This window comes from Nannocystis bainbridge, assembly GCF_028368995.1.
GTDB classification, from domain to species: domain Bacteria; phylum Myxococcota_A; class Polyangia; order Nannocystales; family Nannocystaceae; genus Nannocystis; species Nannocystis bainbridge.
This window is the reverse complement of the sequence record NZ_JAQNDL010000001.1, coordinates 3,970,271-3,987,423: the sequence shown is the minus strand read 5'-3', so window position 1 is coordinate 3,987,423 and position 17,153 is coordinate 3,970,271. Positions and strand designations below refer to the sequence as shown.

At 72.6% G+C, this 17,153-nt stretch carries 11 protein-coding genes; 4 read left to right on the top strand and 7 right to left on the bottom strand.

Features of this window, described 5'->3' with window-relative positions; all coding sequences use genetic code 11:
* Positions 1 to 25 precede the first annotated feature (25 nt).
* Both POL25_RS15540 and POL25_RS15535 read left to right on the top strand, forming a co-directional pair.
* The gene (locus POL25_RS15540; protein ID WP_272086798.1) at positions 26 to 1,285 is read left to right on the top strand and encodes a hypothetical protein; all 1,260 of its coding nucleotides are present in this window, start codon (positions 26 to 28) and stop codon (positions 1,283 to 1,285) included.
* A 776-nt stretch (positions 1,286 to 2,061) separates the two neighbouring features.
* Entirely contained in the window at positions 2,062 to 3,114 is a 1,053-nt protein-coding gene (locus POL25_RS15535; RefSeq protein ID WP_272086797.1) for a hypothetical protein, read from the top strand.
* A gap of 91 nt (positions 3,115 to 3,205) precedes the next feature.
* Here POL25_RS15535 and POL25_RS15530 read toward each other — a convergent pair whose 3' ends face one another.
* The 3 genes from POL25_RS15530 to POL25_RS15520 all read right to left on the bottom strand — a co-directional run bounded on the left by POL25_RS15530 (position 3,206) and on the right by POL25_RS15520 (position 8,079).
* Positions 3,206 to 3,922: a response regulator transcription factor gene (locus POL25_RS15530; protein ID WP_272086796.1), complete on the bottom strand. Its 717-nt coding sequence runs from the start codon at positions 3,920 to 3,922 to the stop codon at positions 3,206 to 3,208.
* A 75-nt stretch (positions 3,923 to 3,997) separates the two neighbouring features.
* Entirely contained in the window at positions 3,998 to 5,461 is a 1,464-nt protein-coding gene (locus POL25_RS15525; RefSeq protein WP_272086795.1) for an NADH-quinone oxidoreductase subunit D-related protein, read from the bottom strand.
* A 773-nt stretch (positions 5,462 to 6,234) separates the two neighbouring features.
* Positions 6,235 to 8,079 (bottom strand): multiheme c-type cytochrome, encoded by a 1,845-nt coding sequence (locus POL25_RS15520; protein WP_272086794.1) that lies wholly within the window; start codon positions 8,077 to 8,079, stop codon positions 6,235 to 6,237.
* 194 nt (positions 8,080 to 8,273) lie between these two features.
* On the opposite strand from POL25_RS15520, the gene POL25_RS15515 reads away from it, so the two are divergent.
* Complete coding sequence (locus tag POL25_RS15515) at positions 8,274 to 8,753, top strand: hypothetical protein (RefSeq protein ID WP_272086793.1); 480 nt, start codon at positions 8,274 to 8,276, stop codon at positions 8,751 to 8,753.
* A 314-nt stretch (positions 8,754 to 9,067) separates the two neighbouring features.
* Entirely contained in the window at positions 9,068 to 9,985 is a 918-nt protein-coding gene (locus tag POL25_RS15510) for a hypothetical protein (protein WP_272086792.1), read from the top strand.
* A gap of 64 nt (positions 9,986 to 10,049) precedes the next feature.
* Here the strand turns inward: POL25_RS15510 and POL25_RS15505 are convergent, their stop codons facing one another.
* The 4 genes from POL25_RS15505 to POL25_RS15490 form a co-directional block, all read right to left on the bottom strand.
* Complete coding sequence (locus tag POL25_RS15505; protein WP_272086791.1) at positions 10,050 to 11,270, bottom strand: hypothetical protein; 1,221 nt, start codon at positions 11,268 to 11,270, stop codon at positions 10,050 to 10,052.
* A 274-nt stretch (positions 11,271 to 11,544) separates the two neighbouring features.
* Positions 11,545 to 12,672: a hypothetical protein gene (locus tag POL25_RS15500; RefSeq protein ID WP_272086790.1), complete on the bottom strand. Its 1,128-nt coding sequence runs from the start codon at positions 12,670 to 12,672 to the stop codon at positions 11,545 to 11,547.
* 76 nt (positions 12,673 to 12,748) lie between these two features.
* The gene (locus tag POL25_RS15495) at positions 12,749 to 14,359 is read right to left on the bottom strand and encodes an ATP-binding protein (protein WP_272086789.1); all 1,611 of its coding nucleotides are present in this window, start codon (positions 14,357 to 14,359) and stop codon (positions 12,749 to 12,751) included.
* Entirely contained in the window at positions 14,356 to 16,911 is a 2,556-nt protein-coding gene (locus tag POL25_RS15490; protein ID WP_272086788.1) for an adenylate/guanylate cyclase domain-containing protein, read from the bottom strand. Before POL25_RS15490 ends, POL25_RS15495 begins: the two co-directional genes overlap by 4 nt.
* Between the last annotated feature and the right edge of the window lie 242 nt (positions 16,912 to 17,153).

Sequence of the window (17,153 nt, the reverse complement as noted above, 5' to 3'; positions counted from 1 at the left end):
AACGCATCGCAAGAAGGACGTTGAAATGACTACACTGCCCCTGCTGCGCCGACTCGGCCTCCTGTTCTCGTGCACGGTGTTCACCGTGCTGGTCCCCACCGGCTGCGACGTGAAGGTCGACCTCGAGGAGAAAGACGGGGACGACGAGCCGGCCCCCGACGATTGCAAGCAGCAATACGTGGGCTGCCTCGACCAGGGCCACACGGCCGAGGAGTGCGCGCCGCTGCTCGAGGGCTGCGCGCCGCCGCCGGCGCCCGAGCCGCCGGACTGCGAATGGCAGCTGCAGCTCTGCTTCGAGGCGGGCGTCGACCCGACGCTCTGCAAGGCCGAGTTCGAGCAGTGCGTTCAGCCGCCGCCCGACTGCAAGGGCGAGCTGGTGAAGTGCCTCGAGCAGGGCCATCCGGTCGAGGTCTGCGAGCAGCTGTGCCCGCCGGACCCGTGCCCGCCGCCGGCGGAGGACGCGTGCAAGCTGCAGCTCGAGATCTGCCTCGAGCAGGGCAACGACCCGGGCGAGTGCGAGGCGCAATGGCAGCAGTGCGTCGGCGAGCCGCCGCCGGCGCCGGACGAGTGCCACTGGCATTTCCAGGAGTGCCTCGAGCAGGGGATCGATCCGTCGGAGTGCGAGGGGGCGCTGCAAGAGTGCCTCGGCGAGCCGCCGCCGCCGCCCGACGGCTGCAAGTGGCAATTCGAGGGGTGCCTGCAGCAGGGGATCGATCCGGCCGAGTGCGAGGCGCAGTTGCAGGAGTGCCTGGGCCAGCCGCCGGCGCCGGACGAGTGCCACTGGCATTTCCAGCAGTGCCTCGAGCAGGGGATCGATCCGTCGGAGTGCGAGGGGGCGCTGCAAGAGTGCCTCGGCGAGCCGCCGCCGCCGCCGCCGGACGACTGCAAGTGGCAATTCGAGGGGTGCCTGCAGCAGGGGATCGATCCGGCCGAGTGCGAGGCGCAATTGCAGGAGTGCCTGGGCCAGCCGCCGGCGCCGGACGAGTGCCACTGGCATTTCCAGCAGTGCCTCGAGCAGGGGATCGATCCGTCGGAGTGCGAGGGGGCGCTGCAGGAGTGCCTCGGCGAGCCGCCGCCGCCGAATGGTTGCGACCTCGAGCTCGAGCTGTGCTTGCAAGAGGGCATCGCCCCGGAGGAGTGCAAGGCGCAGTGGGAGCTGTGCGCGGGCCCGCCGGAGCCGCCGCCGCCGTTCGAGTGCTTCGAGCAGCACCAGGGGTGCCTCGAGCAAGGGGGCGAGCCTGCCGTGTGCGATCAGAAGCTCGCCGATTGCCTCGGCCAGCCCTGACGGCAGGGATCACGAACGAGCGCCCGCGGCTGACGAGGGCTGCTGCGTCCGCTCGTCACGCGCCGGTCGCCTCGAGTCGACCGGCGCGACGGCTTGTCCCGGGCAACATGCCCAGGACGATCGGCCACGCTGGTCGGTTGCGCCTGTAGCCGAGGTTCGCGTCTGCTCGCCTCAGGTCGGGCGCAACATGCAGTGAGGCGAGGCACCCCGATCGAGCCGCGGCGGTGAGCGTGGCGAGATTGCGCGAGTCGACACGCACCTGCCGGCAGCCCTCGCCGCGTCGGCCCCGGCGGGCTATATAGCGGCTCGCCGTGCTCTTCGCTCCTCTGCTCGCGCTCGCGCTGACGAGCCCGACCGCCGCGCCTGGCGGGGCGGCGAAGCGTGATGCGGCCCTGTCGTCCGCGGCGCCGGGAGCGAGCGAGCCTTCGCCACCGAGGGACGATCAGGCGGCGAAGCGTGACGCGGCGCCGGGAGCGAGCGAGCGTTCGTCACCGAGGGACGATCAGGGAGCGAAGCGTGATGCGGCCCTGTCGCCTGCGAGCGTGGCTCCGCCACCGAGGGACGAACAGGGGGCGAAGCGTGACGCAGTCGCGTCACCTTCTGCGGCGCCGGGAGCGAGCGAGCCTTCGCCACCGAGGGACGATCGGGGGGCGAAGCGCCATACGGCCACGTCGCCTCCAGCGATGTCGGGAGCGAGCGTGCCTTCGCCGCCAAGCGACGCGAGCTCGAGTCCTGACGCAGCGCCGAGGGATGCGAGCACGGGACCTCCCGCAGCAGTGCAGATGGGCGCGAGCGAAGGCCCGGTCGGCGTGCGGGCGCTGACGATCGCCGGGGCGCTGGTGCACGTCGAGGGGCTGGTGTTCGCCGACGTCGCGCGGGCGCTGCGGGTGCGCTTGCCGTCGCTGGCGCTGGCGCAGCAGGGCGAGGCGCTGCCCGTGGGCGACGGCCTGCGCGCGTTCGTCGACCTGCGGCGGACGTCGCCGACGCAGGTGCAGGTGGCGCTGATCCTCGCTGACGGGCGGGCCTATTTCCGCGTCGTCGACACCGAGGACGAGCCGCCCGCGCGCCCGGTGGCGGCCGCGCTGGCGCTGCTGATCGCCGCCATCGAGGACGACTCGGTCGCCCCCGATCAGCGCGACGTGCCGGTGCCGCCGGCGATCGCCGCCGCACCACCGCCGCAGTCGCCTGTCCCGAAGGACATTTCTAATAGGACATGTCCCGAGGTGCAGCTTTGTCCGCGGTTGCCCGCGCCTGCGAAGCCGCGGGTGCCCGCGCTCGAGCTCGGCCTGGTCCGCTACGACGGGGCCTCGTTCGGGCTCGACCGGCCGCTCGCGGGGGTGCGCGGCGCGATGTTCGGGCTCGGGCTCGACCTGCGCTGGCGTCGCGGGGCGATCGCGGCGGTCGAGGTGCGGGCGACGGTGGCCCCGGTCGATCGCCACACGCTGGTGCGCGTGCGGATGGCGGCGGGGGCGGGCTTCGGCGTGCGGGTGCGGGCGTTCGAGCTGCCGATCGTCGGGCTGGTCGGGGTCGAGTGGTGGGGCCTGGCAGGCGGCGAGGCGACGGTGATCCGCGGCGGGTCGCGGCCGCTGCTCGGCGGCGGGCTGCGGCTGTCGCCGGGCTTCTGGCTGCGTCTCCCGGCCGTGGCGGTGCGCGCCGGGGCGCGCGCGGAGCTGTGGGCCTCGGGGGAGCCAGGCGCAGGCGGGCCGCGCAAGCCGCTGCTGGCGCGCCCGGGGGAGCCGGCGCTGGCGGCCATCGGCGGGGTCGAGCTCAACCTCGGGATCGAGGTGGCGGTGTGGTTCGACCCGGGCCGGCGCAAGCGCGCCCCGTGACATGCGCGAAAGAACATGTCTAAATGAGCATGCGCATAGGAGCATGTTCTCGGGAACATGTTCGAAGGTTTATGAGAATGCGAGCGGGGGCTCAGGAGCGGGCCTCGGGCGAGAGAATGTCGACCTCGGTGTGCCAGCGATAGCCGACGCCGCGCACCGTCTCGATCATGCCCGCGTGCTCGCCGAGCTTGGTCCGCAGGTTCTTGACGTGGACGTCGATCATGTTGGTGCCGGGGTCGTAGGTGGCCTCCCACACGTTTTGCAGCAGCTCGAGGCGGGAGACGACGCGGCCGGCCTCGCGCGCGAGGTAGCCGAGCAGCATGAACTCGCGGTGGGTGAGGTCGAGGTCGACGCCGGCGAAGCAGACGGTGCGGTCCTGGCGATCGATGCGCAGCAGGCCGACCTCGAGGAAGCGGTCGCGCTGGCCGCGACGGCCGAGGGCGCGCACGCGGGCGAGCAGCTCGCTGAGGTCGAACGGCTTGGGTAAAAAATCGTCGGCGCCGGCGTCGAGGCCGGAGATCCGGTCACAGAAGTCGGCGCGGGCGGTGAGCATGAGGATCGGGACGGTCTTGCCCGCGGTCCTCAGGGCGCGGCAGACGTGGAGGCCGTCGAGCGAGGGCAGCATCCAGTCGAGGATCACGAGGTTGTAGGGGATGCTGCGCGCCTGCGACACCGCGACCGCGCCGTCCTCGACGAGGTCGACGACGTAGCCCTCCTCGGAGAGCGCGCGCGAGAGGAAGCTGGCGAGCTTGCGGTTGTCCTCGACGACGAGGATCTTGGCGACGGTGGCTGGAGTGGGTGCCTGCATGATCGAAGCCGGTGGGTGAGTCGTGCGTGGCGAGGAGGTCGAGGACGGAGGTCGGCGGGCGCGCCCGTGAGAGCATCAGCAGGCGGGGCCGCCGAGCGAGAGGTCGAGGCTGTGGCCGCACAGGGGCACGTCGGCGAGCGAGCCGCCGCGCACGGCGGTGGCCAGGGCGGGCCAGGCGAACATGGCGGGGTCCTGGGCGCGATAGTCGATCAGCTGACCGGTGGCGTCGGTCTCGAGCAAATGGACGATCGGCCCGCGCGCGCCCTCGACGGCGGCGATCGCCAGGTGACGCGCGGCGAGCGGGGCGATCCCCGAGGTACGCGCAGCGGCGGCCCCGGCGACGCAGCCGAGGATCCACGCGAGGGCGGCCTCGACCTCGTGCACGCGCACGGAGGTGCGGGCGAGGCAGTCGCCGTCGTGCTCGACGAACAGCTCGACCTCGTGGCGGCGGTAGAGGCGGCCGGGGAGGTCGCGCCGGAGGTCGTGCGCCAGGCCGCTGGCGCGCGCAGCCGGACCGACGAGGCCGGCGAGGGCGGCGTCGCGGCGGCTGAGACCCCCGACGCCGTCGAGGCGGGCCTGGACCGAGCGAGCGCGCAGCAGGCCCGCGCCGGTGCGAGCGAAGGCGTCGCGCAGCGCAGCGAGGGTGGCGCGCACGTCGGCGATGCGGGAAGCGTTGAACGGCTCGGGCGCGCCGCCGGGGCGGATGAAGCCGTGCCCGTGGGGGTCGCCGCACAGGCGCACGAGGAGGTCGCGGACGCGGGCGTGCAGGCGCTCGAGCTCGGACGCGGCGGGGCCGCAGCCGATCGCGCGGGCGATGCGAGCGAGGCCGAGGAGGTGGCCGGCGATCCGCTCGAGCTCGAGGCCGACGCCGCGGTGCACGCTGCAGGCGAGGTCGACCTCGACGCCGGCGAGGCCCTCGATCGCCAGGGCGTGGGCCCAGGCGCGGGCGATGCTGCCCTCGTCGCGCAGGGCCTCGATCCGCGCGGGCAGCTCGGCGAACGGCTGCGTGCCCAGGGCGGACTCGAAGTCGCGCTCGGCGAGCGGGCGCAGCTCGGCGACGCGGATCTGGTCGCCGCGGCAGTGCAGGCGCAGCGGGCCGTGCTCGACGAGGCCGCCGAAGCTCGCGTCGCGGTCGCCGGGGCCGAGGTGCTTGTCGGCGGGCCAGAACCACATGTCGCGCGGGTCGGTCGATTCTTCGCGCGAAGGCGGGGCGGCGAGCTGCAGGCCGTAGGTCCGCTCGAGCAGGCGCTCGTGGGCGCCGAGCGGGCCGCTCAGGGCCGGCAGCGGGCGGTCGGGCACGGCGCGGCCGCGCATCACCGCGAGGCCGCGCGGGCGCACCAGCGCGGCGGTCAAGACGACGCCGCGGTCGTCGTCGCGGCGGGCGTGATAGGCCAGGACGCGCGTGCCGGCGGCGGTCTCGCGGGCGAGGGCGGCGACGAAGACGTCGCCCGTGAGCTCCGGCAAATCGTCGATCGCGGCGACGAGCGAGGGGCGCGGGCCGCCGTCGCCAGGGGCGGCGCGGCGCGAATGCGACGACACCAATTGCAAGCAGGGGCGCGACGCGGGGTGCGGGGGGGCATATCGTGGTACCGTCATTCGGCTCCTTGCAGGGGAAGGACGGCGCCGTGACGCTCGCACGGCGCGGCGGGCTCGCCGGCGCAGCCGGGCAGCGGCGGCGAACGGGAGGCGCATCGGCGCTCTCGCCACCGGAGCGGCGGCGATCGAGGACAGGCGGAGGAGCTGCGCAGCGCCCCGACTGGACTCGACGCAATCAAAGTACGAGCGAGGCCGCGAGCGGTCGAGTTAAGTGCGGTTCACCGGTTCCAGGGCCGCGCGAGGGCGACGCGGATGAACGGGCGCTCATCGAAACGCGGGTCGATGCACATGTCCAAAAGGTCAGGTGAAGCGGGTGCCCTGGCGAATGTGACAGTACGGCAGCGCTCGCGGTCGGTGAAGGCCGCGCGGGAACGGTGGCCGGGGCGTCTCCACGGCCGGGGGCGGTGCGAGGAGGCGAGCAGGGGGCGTTTGGCAGGCGAGTCGGCGAAGAGTAAGTGGGGAAATAAATGGCCGGAAATGATGGCGGCTTAACGGGAAAGCTGCCACGAGGCGGGCGAGACGCTGTTCATTCTTCGTGCGCGTGAGGCGCGGTGAGGGGCGGGGTGGGCGGAATTGCGCTTGCGAGATCTCCGTGACGCTCCGGCAGGTTCAGCAGGCGGTGGCCGCAATGCGAGGGCGGTGGCTTCGGGCCATCGCCGCGGCGCTGGCAGGGGGACCGTCAGCGGCCGCGGCGCTGGCGAGGCGCAGCAGGGCAATCAGCGGCGGCGGCGGCGGACGAGCGCGAGCAGCAGCAGCGCGAGGCTGCCGGCCGGGCTGCTCTGGCGGCAGCCGCAGCCGTCTTCGCCGCCGGTCTGCCCGCTGGTCGTCGCGCTGTCGGACGCTCCGCCGCTCGTGCTGGTGGGCGTCGCGCCCGAGCTCGACGACGTCGGCTCCGTCGTCGCGCCGGTGGTCGGCGCCGGGCCGGTGGTGTCGCTGGTGGTGTCGCTGTCGGTCGCGCCGGTGTCGGTCGCGCCCTCCTCGACCAGGCCGACGACCGGCACCGAGGCTGTCCATTCGGCCAGGACCAATGGATCAGGTTCGGCCGGGAACAGGGCCCGCGCGTCGGCGCCGGCGCTGTTGGTGTGGTTCTCGTCGGCCAGGAAATCGAGGTAGGCCGGGGTGTTGATGACGTAGAGGAGGCGGACGCGGAGGTCGAGCACGTCGGCCACGCCGGGGGTGGTGTCGATCGCCTGGCCCGGGCCGAACGAGTAGGTGACCTCGTCCCAGTGCGGCCAGGTCTCGTCGGGCAGCGGGGTGTAGCGGTCGCCGACGGGGTCGGTCTCGATGCCCGCCTGGAGGCCTTTGGGGGGGATCCTGCTGTCGACCTGCCAGTAGTCGTTGAGCAGCAAATGGTTGGTGACGCCGGTCTGCTGGTGGACGGCGATCGCCTCGTAGGTGCGCTGCTGAGGGTCACCCTCGAGGCCCTCGCCGGCGAGCCACCGGCCCGAGGCGTAGACGACCTCGTCGAAGTAGCTCGCGGTGACCTCGAGCCACATGACGCGACCCTCGGAGTAGCCGGTCGGCAGCTTGTGGCCGGTGTTGTTGGTGACCTTGACCGTCCACGCGTCGATGCCCGCGGCGAGGTCGACCTCCGCCGGCGCGGTGACCTCGAGCGTGGCGGCCCCGGCCAGCGACAGGTCGATGCCGGCGAGCGCGACCTCGAAGTACGCGTCCTCGATGTCGCCGCTGCCCTCGCTGCCGTAGAGGGTTTTCAAGATCTCGACCATGCGGCGGTTCGCCCCCGCGAGGTCGTGGCGGCGGCCGCCGGTCGGGTGGAAGGTGCCCTGGCCGTTGAACTCGGCGCAGCCGGCCACGTCGTCGACCGCCGGCATGTGGCAGTCCTGGCACGACTTGAACTCGAGGCCCTCGCTCGCGTAGGCGCTGGCGAGCCACTCGCTGTAGGTGCGCTGCTCGTTGAACTTGGCGCCGATCGGCTGGCCGCGGTCGTCGAGGCGGTCGCGCCCGGTGGTGACGTCGTGACAGGTGCCGCAGTGCTCGGAGCGGCCCAGCAGGTCGCCGACGACCCAGCTGTGCATCGGCTTGTCGCCGCCGTCGTAGGACCACGGGCCCTGCTTGGGCACGTCGCCGGCGTCGCCGACGACGTCGTCGATGGTGTAGTGCGCGTCGCCGAACGGGGTGAGGCCGTCGTCGATCATGCGGTGACAGAGGTCGCAGTCCACGCCGGAGAGGTCGTCGGGATCGAGGTCGTCGATCGCCGTGGCGTCGTCGCGGCCAGCCACGAAGGCCCGCGGCGAGTGGCAGCGGATGCAGCTATTGGTCTCGCCGGGCATGTCCTGGGCGGCGATCGCCACGCCGGCCCAGAACACCGGGTCGCGGGCGGCGTTGGCCATCATCCCGCCGGCCCACGCGATCGGCGAGACGTTGGGCAGCTCGACGTGCTGCGGCGGGTTGGCGAAGGCGTGGCACTTGCGGCAGTCGGCCGCCTTCTCGAGCGGGTTCTGCAGGCTGCCCGGCTCGGTCGCGGCGCTCGCCCTGCCGGACAGGAGCGCCGCGAGGGCGAGAGAGACCATGGGCCACGCGTCGCGAGGGACCGCCGTCATGGCGGGCATCCTATCGCGGCAGGCCGCGCCGGCGCATGCGCACGGGCGTGCGGATCGGCGCACCGTGTCCGTGACATGAGGCCTTCGCAGGTGCTTCGCGGATACGGCAGGACGGCGGGCAGGGCCGATCGAGGGGGCGCCGGACGGCCCGCGAAGCGAGACGTCGGGGGCGGGGGCGGCTATGCTCCGGCCGCATGCCTCGCGCGCGGGACGCTCTCTTCGCGGTGGTGCTCCTCGCCGCCTGTACCCCGGCCCCGGAAGGGCGCTCGGCCTCGCCGACGTCGTCGGACGCCGCGCCGGCGCCGACGCAGCCGAGCCCGCCCGCGGGCCGCACCGCCAACAACGACGCGCGCGGGTTCGCCAACCAGCCCGACTACGACGGCGAGGCGGCGGCGCTGCGGACCCAGGTCGCGTCGCGCCTGCCCGACCCGCTGCCGACCGACCGCAAGCAGGCCTGCTCGGCCATGTTCGCCGCCGCCGACGCGCTCTACCGCGACATCGACAGCGCGGGCGCGGCCGCGAAGCTGCTGCAGGCCAGCCGCGCGGCCGACCAGAGCGCCTGCGAGCGCGAGACCAGCCCGCGCGCCGCGGCGTGCGTGACGGTGCTGCTGGGCGACCGCAACGCCGAGCTGCCGTGGCTGCTCGACCAGTGCTCACGGGCGTTCCCGGACTGAGAGACATGTCCTGACGGGCATGTTCTTTCGCGCATGCCATAAAGAGCATGTTCGAAGGGGCATGTTCATCGGGACAGGAGCATCGCCGGGCATGGGTCCTCGAGTCGCGCACCTCGCGAGTTCTCCGGCGCATGCGGTGCTCGGAGTCGTGCCGGGTCGCGTGGACCCCGGCGTGCCGCTCGCTCGCGCGTGAGCAGGACCGCGACGGTGCGAGCGCCCGGGCGTGCGTGTCGCGGGGACCCTCACGCGCTCACGCAGGGCGGCGAATTCCTGCCCGGAGGGCTTGGCACGCCGTGTGCCTATGGTCCGTCGCCATGCTGCCTCGTGCTCTGCTCCCCCTCCACGCGCTCCTCCTCGTCACCGCGATCGTCGCGCCCGCCTGCAAGCCCGAGGGAGGGACCACGAGCGACACCGACGCGACCGATTCGGCGGCGACCGACACTGCTGCGACCGACACGGCGGCGACCGACACCGACGCGACCGACTCCGCGGCGACCGAGCCGACGACCGGTGACACGGCGGCGACCGACACCGATGCCGACACGGCGGCGACCGACACCGACACGGATACCGGCGGCGAGGCCTGCGTGTCGGCCGATCCCGCCGCCACCGCGTCGATCGGCATCAACTTCGGCGACTGGCCGGTCATCGACGGCGAGCAGCAGACCATCACCATGGCCGCCGCCTGCACCGTGCAGACGGCGACGGCCGCGGCGGGCAAGATCGACGTCGCGCTCCTCTGCAGCGAGGGCGAGCAGGTCGACGTCGCCATCACGCTCAACGTGACGGCGCCCGCCGACTTCGCCATCGACATCCAGAGCGGGCAGACGGTCGCGCTCGACGCCTACTGGCAGGGCGAGGGCCACCACTCCAGCGAGGGCGAGTGGTTCGTGCTCAAGGCGGCCGACACCGGGGCGGTGCTGCTGGCGGGGGTCGCCAACGAGAGCAACTACGGCGTCAACGAGAAGCTCGGCGCGCTCTCGGTCGACACGGTGGAAGGGGTGTGCCCGCTGCCCTGCGGCGACGATTGCTTCGACTCCGCCGACCCCGAGCGGGTCGGCTTCCGCTTCGCCCACGACGAGGGGCCGTGGGTCGAGCTGCTCGACGGCAACCGCGGCGAGTTCCTGGCCCTCGGCCGCAAGTACGACGCGGTGGTCTCGACCGCCGAGAAGTACTACTGCCTGAACTGCTGGAGCTGGTACGTGTGGGTCATGGCCTCGGTCCCGGCGTGAGGCGGGCGAGCGGCCGGCTCGCCCGCGCCGGGTCACATGTCCCGAAGGACATGCGAGGCGCCGGTCAGCCCGGCGGCTCGAACTCGTCGCAGGCGACGTCGATGACGCTGACCGCCTCGGCGAAGAACGGGGTGTAGTCGGCCGCGCAGACGCTGCCGATCACCCCGTTGGAGAACATCTTGACGAAGCTCTGCAGGCGCGGGGAGTCCTCGGCGCCGTCGGCGTCGCTGTTGGGGTCGACGCCGGGCTGGCACTGGCCCATCGGCAGGTTGCTGTCGCCGAGCAGGCCGAGGACCACCGCCGCCTTCTCCTCGCCCTTCTTGGCGGCGACCACGGCCTCGAACCACGCGGCCGGCTCGCCCGGCGAGCCCTTGCCGTCGTCGGCGACGTCGTCCTCCTCGTCGGTGATGAACACCAGCACGAGGATCGCGTCGTCGCGCAGGAAGCCCTCGTCGCAGCCGCCGGGGCCGTTCTGCGGCGCGCCGAGGGCCGAGGTGGCGGCCAGCATCGGCTTCTCGGCGCCGCTGCCGTAGGTGCCGACGTTGGCGATGCACTGGAACGTCTGCGCCAGGTCGGGCTGGCTGGCCGTCATGTAGCGCTTCATGTCGGCGAGCATGCAGTGCTTGCCGGCGGCGTCGAACTCCTTGCCGGTGCCGAACTCGAAGTGGCACTGCGACAGCGGCAGGTCGTCGCAGGCGAAGCCGTTGCAGGTCTCGCCCGAGCCGCCGCAGGCGTTCTCGCAGCAGACCGGCGCGGGGGTGCAGTTGCAGGTGCCGTTGGTGCACGAGCTGCTGAGGCCCGTGTTCATGCCGTCGTCGGTCGACACGGCCATGATGTGATAGTCCTTGGCCACCAGCGTATCGGTGATGGTGGCGATGAAGCCGGGGAACGAGGCGATCAGGTTGGCCTGCTCGTCGGCCATCGAGCCCGAGTTGTCGACCACGAACAAGAAATCGATCTTGTCGCAGCCGGCCGCCAGCGGGTCGCCCGGGCCGGTGGTCCCTTCCGGCTGCTCGCCGAGGTCGAGCTTCGGCAGGCCGTCGGGCGGCGAGCTCTCGGTGGTGGTGCCGGCGCTCGGATCGCCGCTGGTGGTCGGGACGGCCGTCGAATCGCCGGACGGGGCGTCCGGGCCGGTGGTGGTCGCGGGGGCCTGGCCGGTGAGGCCGGTGGCGCCGGTGATCCCGGTGGCGGTGGCAGGGCTAGGTCCGCCGCTGTCGCCACAAGCGGCGACGACGGCGAGCCCGAGGAAGGATTCGACGGCGAATCGGGAGGAGCGACGCATCATCGCCGCGATGATCGCTCACGCCATGACAGCGGCGATAGGCGCGAGGGCCATTGTCGTGTGTGTGCGCCGTCACGAATGATTGTGGAGCGATTGCGCGGTGCGGCGGGCGCCTCGCCGTATGTCCTTTAGGGCATGTATGTAGATTCTCGGAATGACGCCAGAGCGGACGGCGTTCACGGCAATCGCAGCCATGGCGCCCGGCCCGCCGGCGCGGGGCGGACGCCGCGTGAATGAGGGTACTTCGACGGTTCGCCGGGAATGCCAGCACCGCGCGTCAGCCGACCGGCACGAACACGTCGCAGGCGAAATCGATCACCCCGACCGCCTCGGAGAAGAACGGGGTGTAGTCGGTGGCGCAGACGCTGCCGATGACCCCGTTGTCGAACCGGTCGACGAACTCCTGCAGCCGCGGGCACGGCTCGGCGCCAGTGCCGTCCATGTTCGGGCCGCCGCCGGGCGGGCACACGCTGCCGCTCAGGTTGCCGTCGCCGACCAGGCCGAGCACCACCACCGCGTCGGTGTCGCCGTGCTTGGCGGCGATCAGCTGCTCGTGCCACTCCTTGGGCAGGCCGGGCGTGCCCTCGCCGGCGATCGCGTTGTCGTCCTCTTCGTCGGTGATGATGATGACGACCAGGATCGCGTCGTCGCGCAGGAAGCCCTCGTCGCAGCCGCCGGGGCCGTTGAGCGCGGCGCTGACGGCCTCGAGGGTGGCCAGCACCGGCTTCTCGGCGCCGCTGCCGTGGGTGCCGATGTTGGCGACGCACTCGAAGGTGCCGGCGAGGTCGGGCTGGTCGGCCTTCATGTAGCGGCGCTCGTCGGCGATCGGGCACCGGTTGCCGGTGGCGCCGTAGATGTTGCCGCGGCCGTAGACCTGGTCGCAGGCGCCGATCGGCAGGGCGTCGCAGGCGAAGCCGTTGCAGTCCTTGCCGAACAGCTCGCAGGTCTTTTGGCAGCAGATCGGGGCCGGCATGCAGGCGCAGCCGTCGTCGTTGCACTTGGTGCTGAGGCCGGCGGCCTGGCCGTCGTCGGTCGGCACGGCCATGATGTGATAGTCCTGGGCCGCGATGGTCTGGGTGATGGTGGCGATGAAGCCGGGGAACGAGGCGATCAGGTTGGCCTGCTCGTCGGCCATCGAGCCCGAGTTGTCGATGACGAACAGGAAATCGGCCTTGGCGCAGCCGGACGCGGCGGGATCGTCGGGCCGACCGCCGTCGGAGGGCGGGAGGTCGAGCTTGCCGACCGCGCCCGGGCCCGGCACTTCGATGCCGCCGCTGGAGTCGTCGCCCGTCAGCACAATGCCGCCCGAGGCCCCTTCGCCGGCGGTGCTGCCATTGTTGTCATTCTCGCACGCCGACCCCACCGCCCACAGCGTGAGCGTCGACGCGAACACGAAGCGATGCATGAAGCTGTATATGTGCCCGATCGCCGGGGCCCGCGGCCGACCGGTGGGGGCCGTCACATCGCCGGCGCGCGGCGCTTCACGACGACGAGGATATGAGCCGCGTCCGCTCGGCGGAGAGCGCTGATTTCACGCGGCCGAACTCGCGGGCCAGGGCCGCGAGCTCGTGGCTCACGGGCTGCTCCGCGCGGGCGGCGGCATAGAGGGACTGACAGCGTTCGGCGAGCAATCGCGCGCCGAACCCGGCGGAGCTGCCCTTGAGGCGGTGCGCCAGTTGAGCGACCCGCGCGATCTCCTGGCCCGCGGCGGCCTCCTCCATGGCCTCGAGGTCGCGCTCGGCCTCGCGGAGGTAGACATCGATGAGGCCGGGCACGAAGGCCGGATCCTCGGCGGTGACGTAGCCGCGGATCACCGCCAGGTCGACCGGCTGGGTGCGCTGGGCGGCGACGCGGACGATCGTGGCGCGCAGGGTCTCGAGCTTGACCGGCTTGATCAGGATCGCGTCGATGCCGGCGCCCTTGCAGCGGCCGAGCACGTCGATCTCGGTGTGGCCGGTGAGGGCGATCAGGGCCACGTCGCCGCGCACGTCGCGGATCTGCCGGGCCGCGTCGGGGCCGTCGAGCTCGGGCAACTGGACGTCGAGGATGACCGCGACGTAGGGCCGGGCCAGCGCGCTGGCGACCGCGGCCGCGCCGTCGGCCACGCCGTCGACCGCGTAGCCGCTACGGCGCAGGGCGGTGGCCAGCAGCTCGCGCCCGGCGCTGTCGTCGTCGGCGACCAGCACGCGCGGGCGGTTGTCGGCGGCGGCCGCCTGCTCGGCCGGGAGCGCGGCGAGCAGCGGCATGCGGACCTCGAAGCGAAAGGTGGTGCCGACGCCCGGGTCGCTGTCGACCTCGAGGCGGCCGCCGAGGGCCTCGACCAGTTGTTTGCTGATCGAGAGGCCGAGGCCGGTGCCCTCGACGCTCGGGTCGCCGACGCGCGCGAACTCGCGGAACAGCCGGCCGAGCGCCTCGGGGCTCATGCCGACGCCGGTGTCGCTGACCTCGACCTGCAGGTGCGCGACCTCGTCTTCGACGCGCGCCGCGACGCGCAGCTCGACGTGGCCCTGGCGCGTGAACTTGATCGAGTTGCCGATCAGGTTGATGACGATCTGGCGCAGGCGCAGGCGATCGCCGCGCAGCCGCGGCGGCAGGTCGGGCGCCAGCGCGGCCCGCAGCTCGAGCCCGCGCTTGTGCGCGCTCGGGCCGAGCAGGTCGACCAATTGCTCGAGCGTGGCCCGCGGCGAGAAATCATCGGCGCGCAGCGAGGGCCGCTTGCCCTCGATCTGCGCGGTGTCGAGGAGGCCGTCGATCAGCAGCAGCAGATCCTCGGTGGAGCCGCGCAGGGTGCTCAGGTGCTGCCGGCGCTGCTCGAGCGGCAGGCCGTGCTCGTCGAGCAGCGCGAGCAAGCTCATGATCGCCTGCATCGGCGTGCGCAGCTCGTGGCTGACGTGCGCGACCATGCGGGCGCGCAGCTCGGCGGTGGCGTGGGCGGCGTCGCAGCGCTCGCGCAGGGCGTGGTTCTCGGCGGTCAGCCGGGCCAGGGCGGCGCGATCGATCGCGGCACGCCGCCGCGCGAGGATCACCGAGGCGACCAGGGCGAGCGAGAGAGCGGCGACGACGACGGCCAGGACGACCGTCGCGACCGTCAATTCGGGCCCCCGACGACGATGAAGATCTCGGCCTCGCCCTTGCCCTTGATCTCGCTGAGGCCGATGCTCTCGGTCTCGTAGTCGGGTTCGACCTGCCGCCGCGCCGCGGCGCTGATGCAGACCTGACCGACGCGGGCGTTTTGTTCGATGCGCTGGGCGGTGTTCACCGTGTCGCCCCAGATGTCGAAGATGTACTGACGCGTGCCGACCACGCCGCCGACGACCGGGCCGACGTGGATGCCGATGCGCAGGTTCCAGTGGGTCGCGAGGTCGGCGCCGGCCGCCAGGATCGCGCGGCCGAACTGGACGCAGCGCAGGGCCGGGCGCTCGTCCTCGGCGCTGAACAGGCCGGCGGCGCCCATGAAGGAGTCGCCGATCGTCTTGATCTTCTGCACGCCGAACTCGAGCGCGAGCTGCTCGAAGCGGGTGAACAGGTCCTGCAGGCTGATGAGCACCTCTTCGGGGCTGTGGCGGTCGCAGTAGGCGGTGAAGCCGACGATGTCGGCGAACACCACGGCGACGTTGTCGAGCCGGCGCGGGGCGATCGTGCCGGTCGACTGCAGCTCGTCGGCGATCGGGTCGGGCAGCAGCACGCGCAGCAGGTCGTTGGCGCGCCGGCCCTCGGCCGCCAGCTGGATGAGGTGGTGGCGGGCCTTGTCGCGCAGGAACTTCTTCTCGAGGCAGGCGCCGAGGCGGGCCCGCAAGAGCGCCGGGCTGACCGGCTTGGGCAAGAAGTCCTCGGCCCCGCGCTCGATGCAGGCGGCCACGCTCGAGGTCTCCTCGACCGCGGAGATCATCAAGACGCTGAGCCGCTCGAGCGCGCCTTTTTCTCGCAGCTCCTCGAGCACGGCGATGCCGTCGCTGTCGGGCAGGAGGACGTCGAGCAGGACGACGTCGAACTCCTGCTGCCACACCAGGTCGAGCGCCTCGCTGGCGGTGCCCGCGACCTCGACGGTGTTGCCGGCCTGCCGCAGCTGGTGAGCCAGCAGCTCGCGGCTGGTCGGGCTGTCGTCGACGACCAGGACCGAGCCGGTGCGCCGCTCGGGCTCGGGGCCGGCGTCGGGCACGGCGAGCCGGGCCAGCCGCGCCGAGGCCTCGAACGAGTTCTTCCACCCGCCGCCGCTCAGCGACGCGACGGCCTGGGTCTCGCCGAGCGCGTTGACCAGCGCCGCCTGCTGCGACCCGGGGGCGACGCCGCCCAGCACGGTGAAGAACACGGTCGCGGTGTTGCCGGTGGTGTTGCCGGCCGACATGCGCCCGCCGAGCGAGAGCACCAGCAGGCGACAGATCGCCAGGTCGAGCCGGCCGCCCTGGCTGCGCGCGCCGCTGGTCAGCGGGTCGAACTCGACGTCGGCGGTGGTATCGGTCAGCGGATAGCCGGTGTCGCGGACCGAGAACAGCAGCTGGTGCGATGATTTGTCCCCGGGGACAGGTTCGACGGCGATCCGGATCTCGCCGCCCGGGGCCCGCGCGATCGCGTTGAGCCCGAGCAGGCCCAGGATCTGCCGGATCTGCGCCTCGCGCCCGTAGAAGGTCGAAGGCACGCCCTGCTCGACGTAGTGGCGCACGATCACCCCGGCGCGCCCGGCCTGGACCGACAGCGCCTCGGCGGCGTCGCGCAGCAGCGCGGCCGGCTGGAACACCCGCGCCCCCTCGGCGCTGCCGCCGAGGCGACCGACCTCGAGCAGGCTCTGGGCGACGCGCTCGAGCTGTTCGCCGGCGACGCCGATCTTGCGGGCCATGGCGGCGACGTCGGCCTCGGGCGGGGCGTCGACGAGGGCGCGAGAGGCCCGCGACAGCTGGCCCAGCGGGTCGCGCAGCTCGACCGCCACCAGCGCCATGAATTCGTTGCGGGCGCGCAAGATCTCCTCGGCGATCCGGACCGCGTCGTCGAGCTGACGTCGGCGCAGGCGGTCCTCGCGGATGTCGGTCAGCACGCACACGAACCCGCGGTGCGCCGGCACGATCGCCACCGCCACCGGCACCACCGCGCCGTCGCGGCGGCGCAGCTCGTGCTCGTGGGTGTGCGGCATGTCGATGCTGCTCTTGACCGCCGAGGTCGCGAACGGGTTCTCGAGCCCGACCGCCTGCATGATCGACTTGCCGACCAGGGCGCTGGCGGGCAGGCCGGTGATCTCGCACAGCTTGCGGTTGACGGTGCGGACGACGCCGCGGTCGTCGACCAGCAGCACGGCGTGGCTGAGGGCCTCGAGCATGTCGCCGACCTGGCGCTGGGTCATGCTCGACTTCACCAGCGCCTGCATGGTGCGGAAGCTGGCGTCCGCGGCGAGGTATACGAACACCCCACCGCCCAGGAAGATGACGCCGGTCAGCGCCACCACCGCCTCTTGCAGGCCGAGCAGGACGACGACCGCGGTGGCGATGTAGGCGGCGATGCAGACGACGATCAGGGAGAGCAGGACCCGCCACGGTCCGGCATGAGGGGTGACCTGACGCAGTCGAAGGAGCGCCAGCGTCCGCTTCGCGCCCAGCGCCAGGACCCCGGAGCCCACGACGATCAAGGCCGCGGTCACTGCGTGGAACGGCGTCATGATCTGCTTGCGAGCTTGCGCGAAGCGGCCCCGGCGCTCAAGGCCCCGGCGCGAATGGACAGGCGTCCGCACCGCCTGCGAGCGCGACGGCCGTGGCCTGCGTGACAGCGACGAGAGGTGTCGCGGCGTGCGGGCCGACCGACGTTCGCAGCGGCCTTCTGCGGCGCTTTTCGGCGCGCTTTGGCCCGTGAACGTCGGACTGCGCACGTCGCTTGTCGGTGCGCGTTGCCGCGCCGCGGAGG